Below are 5,327 nucleotides of genomic sequence, written 5' to 3'. Positions count from 1 at the left end.
GATTCCAGTCCGCCGCCGCTCAGATACCAGAGGTCGGAGGTCAGGCTGACGATAGCCTTGTTTTTGCCGGCATTTGTTTCTTGGATGAGGCTGTTATCCAGAATGCCTTCATTGGAAGAGTTGTCACCGCCGATAGCCAAGGTTCGGTTGACGACAAAGAGAAGATCCGGATTGATTTCCTTGATACTTTCAAAGCTGACTTCCTGTCCGTGGCGTGAATCTTCAATTTTGGCATCGGTCGCTTTGAACTTCAGGGTATCATAGAGAAAGGCGAAGCGGGATTTTGCTCCAAAGGCTGACATGGAGCCTTCATTGAGCATCAGGGTCAATGCTTTTTGCTGAGACTGATCATTGGCGGCAGCTACTGTTTGGATTTCCTTATCCAGACTGGCCAGTTGGCTTTCGGCTTCTTTTGTGCCCTCCTGACCGAAAATGCTGGCCAGAGACAGGATGTTGTTCTTGGTAGAAGTCCAGTAATCGCTGTTATCAGACTCAAAGACAACGGTCGGTGCGATTTCCTTGAATTGGTCCAGATAATCTTCGGTCCGGGCAGAGGCGATGATCAGATCAGGCTGCAGAGCATCGATAGCATCTATATCCGGCTCCTTCATGGTTCCGACATTTTTGATGCTGTCCGGCAGATTTTTAAGGTATTCCGGCAGAGTCTCTTTTGGCATGCCGGCAATACTGTCTGCCTTTCCCAGAGCCCGAATTGTATCGGCAGCACCAAGGTCAAACACGACAATTTTCTTGGGATTGCTCGGCACCTTGACATCGCCGTTGCCGGCCTTGACAGTGACTTGACTGGCAGACTTGGCAGAGTCGCTGCTCTTTGCATCAGACTGCTGGCTGCTGCCGCAGGCTGCTAGAAAAATGAGGGTAAAAACTGTCAGGAAGGACAGAAAGAAGTATTTGCGGTTCTTTTTCATATAACTAAATTTCCTTTCATAACAATAAGGGTGCTGATACTCACACGATGAGTACAGACACTCGGTTCAGGTGTATGGGCAGGCTGCAGGGACTGCATCAGACATAGATGCAGATTTTCTTGCCCCCGATTTCGCCCAGAGTAATATCCATTTCGTAGAGATTATCCAGAATCTCTTTCTGCATGACTTGGTCCGTCCTTCCTTTATAAAAGAGTTTTCCTTCTTTAAAGGCTACGATTTCGTCAACATACTGGCTGGCGATATTGATGTCATGAATAACAATGACGATAGTCTTGCCCAAGTCATCGACCAGCGAGCGCAGGATTTTCATCATCGCAATACTCTGCTTGATGTCCAGATTGTTGAGCGGCTCATCCAGCAGGATAAAGTCGGTATCCTGGGCCAAGACCATAGCGATAAAGACTCGCTGCAGCTGGCCGCCGGATAAGGTGTCAATATAGCGCTCCCTGAGACTGGCAATATCCAGATAGCACAGAGCCTGCTCTATCTGCTCCCAATCCTCCTTGGTCAGCTGGTCCTGACTATAAGGGAAACGGCCGAAGGAAACCAGCTCCTCTACTGTCAGCTTGGACTGGTAGTTGATTTTCTGCTTGAGCATGGTCAGCTCCTTGGCCAATTCTCTGGAATTCCAAGCCTCGATTTCCCGTCCTTTGATACTGAGAAAGCCCTGATCTTTTTTGAGCAGCCGGCTCATGACGGAAAGCAGGGTAGACTTGCCGGCACCGTTAGGTCCGATGAAGGCAGTAAATTTTCCCGCTGCTATCTCCAGTCCAATATCGTCCAGAATCAGCTGGTCGCCGAATGATTTGCGAATATCTTTTAGCTGCATACTAACGCTTTGCCTCCTTGTACAAAAGATAAAAGAAGAAGAGTCCGCCTGTGAGCTCAATCACCATACTGACATTGACCTGCAGCTGGAAGACCCGCTCGACCAGAAACTGCCCGCTGATCAGAGCGATGAAACCCAGAAGACTGGCTGTCAGAAAGAGTCGCTGGTGCTGGTATTCCCTGACAAGCAGATAGGTCAGATTGGACATCATAAAGCCGAAAAACAGCATAGGGCCGACCATGGCGGTGGCAGCGGAGGCCAGAAGGACAATGGCCCAGAGCAGTTTTTGCTGCTCTTTTTCCACCTCGACTCCTAAAATCGTTGCAGTTTTTTTATCCAGATGAAAGACATTGAGGATGGCATTTTTACGGATCAGATAGGCAGATGCCAGCAGAATCAAGACCGCTGCCGGCCAGAGAATGCTGCTGTTTATCCGCTGAAAGGAAGGAAAGAGCTTGCCCTGCAGCTTATCGTATTCATTGGGATCCATCAGGACCTGCAGGAAAGTGCTGGCGCTGCGAAAGAGAGTTCCCAAAGCCATGCAGATCAGCAGGATAAAGACGAATCCCTGCTGCAGCAGTTTTTTAAGAGCTGGCTGCAGGCAGAAGAAGAAACTGCACTGGATAAGCAAGACCGCTGCAAATTCAAGGAGCGGATTGCCCGTGCTGCCCAGAAATTTGCTGACAAAAAAGAGATAAACGGTCTGCAGGAAAACATAGAGAGACTCCATGCCCAAGACACTGGGAGTCAGAAAGCGATTTTCCGTCACTGTCTGAAAACTGATGGTCGACAGACTGGCGGCCACAGCCACCAAAGCATAGGCCAGAAGCTTCTGAGAGCGCAGCCGAAAGGCGAGGCGGGTCAGGGGCCGGTCCAGCGGGACAAAGTAAAGGACCGCTGCCAGTATGGCTAGAAAGAGCAAAAGCAGGAGCAGTTTTTTGGTCTGGCTTTTCATTTTATTCATGGGCAGCCCCCCGCCACAGGAGATACATAAAAGCCAGACTGCCGCAGATGCCCAAAATCAGGCTGACCGATACCTCATAAGGCCGAATGACCAGCCGGGCTGCTATATCACAGATCAATACCAGACAAGCTCCTGTTAATGCAATGATGGTTTTGATACGCTTGATATGGTCGCCGCAGAATTTGCGCACCAGATTGGGCACAATGACCCCCAGAAAGGGCAGAGAGCCCACTGTAATCATGGTGACACTGGTCGTAAGGGCTGTCAGAAAGAGGGCCAGTCCTTCCATTTTGGCATAGCGGATTCCCAGATTCTGACTGGCTTCCTCCCCCAGATTCATGATGGTGAAGGTTGCTGACAGCCGCCAGACTGCCAGCAGGATAGCCAGACTCAGGAAAAGCCACTCATACTGATGGCGCTGAATCATGGAAAATGAACCCTGAGTCCAGGAGGTCATACTCTGCACCAGATTAAAACGGTAAGAAATGATTTCCCCTGCTGCTCCAATGACTCCGCTGTAGATTATTCCTACTAATGGCAGAAGCCATTTTTCCTTAAATGAGAATTGTCTGACAAATCTAATGAAAAAAATAGTAAAAAAAATAGAAGACAGAAAAGCAAAGAGCATCTTTTGCGCCAGTGTGGCAGACGGAAAGAAAAACAGACTGATTAGCATTCCCAGCTTGGCCGCATCGACTGTGCCGACTGTACTGGGCGCCGCAAAGGGATTTTGTGTAATGGTCTGCATGAGCAGTCCAGACATGCTCATGCTGGAACCTGCCAGAAGAATGCTGATTGTTCTGGGAAGCCGTGACTCCAGAAAGAGCAGCCAAGTCTCTGCGTCTCCAACCAGCAGTCTGGTCCAGGAAAAGGAACCTGCACCGATGCTGAGCGAAAGCAGGCAGAGCAAGAGGCAAAGAATTCCTAATAATTTTGTCGCTTTCATTATCAGCCCCCTTCTCCTAAAATTACACTTCCATAAGAAGCTATAATAATAGACTAGCAGAAATAAGGAAAATAGTCAAATATTTTTAGAAAATTCTTTGACACAGGGCAGCCTCCGTGTTAAAAATTAGCAGCTGTGCAGCACTGTTTTTAGCAGACTGGCTCGGAAACCTTCTTTTTTCTGCCCAGGAGCCTCTGTTTACCTGCTGAACAGCCGCTGCAAGGCTCTGTAAAGGAATTTTTACCCAATTTTAAAAAAGCTCAAATAGATTAAGGAAAGAAAACAGGGAGATTAAGTTTTGACAACTTCGGCCTAAATGCAAGCTTTCTTAAGATATTTACCCACAAAGCTGCAAAATTTGGTATAATGTTTCTAATATCAAGTTTAATTAAGATTCAAAGTAGGACCAATATGACAAACATTAAAATTGTAACGGATTCATCAATTACGATTGAACCAGAGCTGGTAAAGGCATTCGATATTACAGTTGTTCCCCTGTCCGTTATGGTGGACGGTGTCGTTTATTCTGACACTGATCTAAAGGAGGGAGAGTTTCTGCGGCTGATGCAGTCCAGCAAGATGCTGCCTAAAACCAGTCAGCCGCCAGTAGGCGTCTTTGCGGAAGTTTTTGAAAATCTGGCAGCAGACGGAGCTCAGATTATCTCGATTCATATGTCGCATGCCCTGTCCGGCACGGTGGAAGCCGCCCGCCAAGGAGCGACTTTGGCCAATGCGGATGTGACAGTTGTCGACAGCTCTTTTACCGATCAGGCTATGAAATTTCAGGTCCTTGAAGCGGCTAAAATGGCTCAGGAAGGCGCCCAATTAGCAGCTATCCTGCAGCGGATCGAGGAAGTAAAGGAGAAGACCGAACTCTATATCGGCCTGTCTACGCTGGAAAATCTGGTCAAGGGCGGCCGAATCGGCCGTGTTTCCGGCCTCATCAGCTCCCTCTTAAATATTCGGGTTATCATGCAGATGAAGGATCACCAGCTGGAGCCGATTGTCAAGGGACGAGGGGCCAAGACCTTTAAGAAATGGCTGGACGATTTGGCGGAAAACCTGAAAAGCAAGCAGGTGGCAGAGATTGGAATTTCCTATGCCGGAGGGCCGGAATTTGCCAATGAAATGAAGGCAAGATTACAGCCATATGTCGAAAAGGCGATTTCCGTTCTGGAAACGGGCTCTATTATCCAAACACACACAGGAGAAAATGCCTGGGCGGTGCTGATTCGTTACCAATAAAACCACAATAATTTAGAAAATAAGGGGTTTAGGACTTGACCTAAAAGGATTTTTTAGATATTATATTATTTGTTAGGGTGTTAACCCAAAAAAAATTGGAGGATTTGTTAAATGGCTAACAAACAAGATTTGATCGCAAAAGTAGCAGAAGCTACAGAATTGACTAAAAAAGATTCAGCAGCAGCAGTTGACGCTGTCTTCGCAGCAGTAACTGAATTCCTTTCAGCTGGTGAAAAAGTTCAGCTTATCGGCTTTGGTAACTTTGAAGTTCGTGAACGTGCAGCTCGTAAAGGCCGCAACCCACAAACTGGTAAAGAAATCAAAATCGCAGCTTCTAAAGTACCAGCTTTCAAAGCAGGTAAAGCTCTTAAGGATGCTGTAAAATAATTGCCA

General features: G+C 47.5%; 6 protein-coding genes. 2 read left to right on the top strand and 4 right to left on the bottom strand.

The features are described 5' to 3' along the window. The 4 genes from STRDD11_RS09010 to STRDD11_RS08995 all read right to left on the bottom strand — a co-directional run. A partial coding sequence (locus STRDD11_RS09010) for a siderophore ABC transporter substrate-binding protein (protein ID WP_164828454.1) occupies positions 1 to 929 on the bottom strand: 929 nt, incomplete at its 3' end. A gap of 97 nt (positions 930 to 1,026) precedes the next feature. Then, positions 1,027 to 1,779 carry an iron ABC transporter ATP-binding protein gene (locus STRDD11_RS09005; protein ID WP_128837037.1) on the bottom strand — a complete coding sequence of 251 codons (753 nt, stop codon included), beginning with the start codon at positions 1,777 to 1,779 and terminating at the stop codon, positions 1,027 to 1,029. A gap of 1 nt (position 1,780) precedes the next feature. Further along, positions 1,781 to 2,743 (bottom strand): iron chelate uptake ABC transporter family permease subunit, encoded by a 963-nt coding sequence (locus STRDD11_RS09000; protein WP_128837036.1) that lies wholly within the window; start codon positions 2,741 to 2,743, stop codon positions 1,781 to 1,783. Continuing rightward, positions 2,736 to 3,689 carry an ABC transporter permease gene (locus STRDD11_RS08995; RefSeq protein WP_128837035.1) on the bottom strand — a complete coding sequence of 318 codons (954 nt, stop codon included), beginning with the start codon at positions 3,687 to 3,689 and terminating at the stop codon, positions 2,736 to 2,738. Before STRDD11_RS08995 ends, STRDD11_RS09000 begins: the two co-directional genes overlap by 8 nt. Before the next feature lie 411 nt (positions 3,690 to 4,100). On the opposite strand from STRDD11_RS08995, the gene STRDD11_RS08990 reads away from it, so the two are divergent. Then, the gene (locus STRDD11_RS08990) at positions 4,101 to 4,934 is read left to right on the top strand and encodes a DegV family protein (RefSeq protein WP_128837034.1); all 834 of its coding nucleotides are present in this window, start codon (positions 4,101 to 4,103) and stop codon (positions 4,932 to 4,934) included. A gap of 111 nt (positions 4,935 to 5,045) precedes the next feature. Continuing rightward, positions 5,046 to 5,321: an HU family DNA-binding protein gene (locus STRDD11_RS08985; RefSeq protein ID WP_128837033.1), complete on the top strand. Its 276-nt coding sequence runs from the start codon at positions 5,046 to 5,048 to the stop codon at positions 5,319 to 5,321. The last annotated feature ends 6 nt before the right edge of the window (positions 5,322 to 5,327 follow it).

It is taken from the genome of Streptococcus sp. DD11, assembly GCF_001578865.1.
Taxonomy (GTDB): Bacteria; Bacillota; Bacilli; order Lactobacillales; family Streptococcaceae; genus Streptococcus; species Streptococcus panodentis.
This window is presented reverse-complemented; position numbering and strand designations above follow the sequence as displayed.

What these genes read in the sequence shown, in the direction of transcription:
- STRDD11_RS09005 (WP_128837037.1), bottom strand. Translation starts at nt 1,779, where the DNA reads ATGCAGCTAAAAGATATTCGCAAATCATTCGGCGACCAGCTGATTCTG.
- STRDD11_RS09000 (WP_128837036.1), bottom strand. Translation starts at nt 2,743, where the DNA reads ATGAATAAAATGAAAAGCCAGACCAAAAAACTGCTCCTGCTTTTGCTC.
- STRDD11_RS08995 (WP_128837035.1), bottom strand. Translation starts at nt 3,689, where the DNA reads ATGAAAGCGACAAAATTATTAGGAATTCTTTGCCTCTTGCTCTGCCTG.
- STRDD11_RS08990 (WP_128837034.1), top strand. Translation starts at nt 4,101, where the DNA reads ATGACAAACATTAAAATTGTAACGGATTCATCAATTACGATTGAACCA.
- STRDD11_RS08985 (WP_128837033.1), top strand. Translation starts at nt 5,046, where the DNA reads ATGGCTAACAAACAAGATTTGATCGCAAAAGTAGCAGAAGCTACAGAA.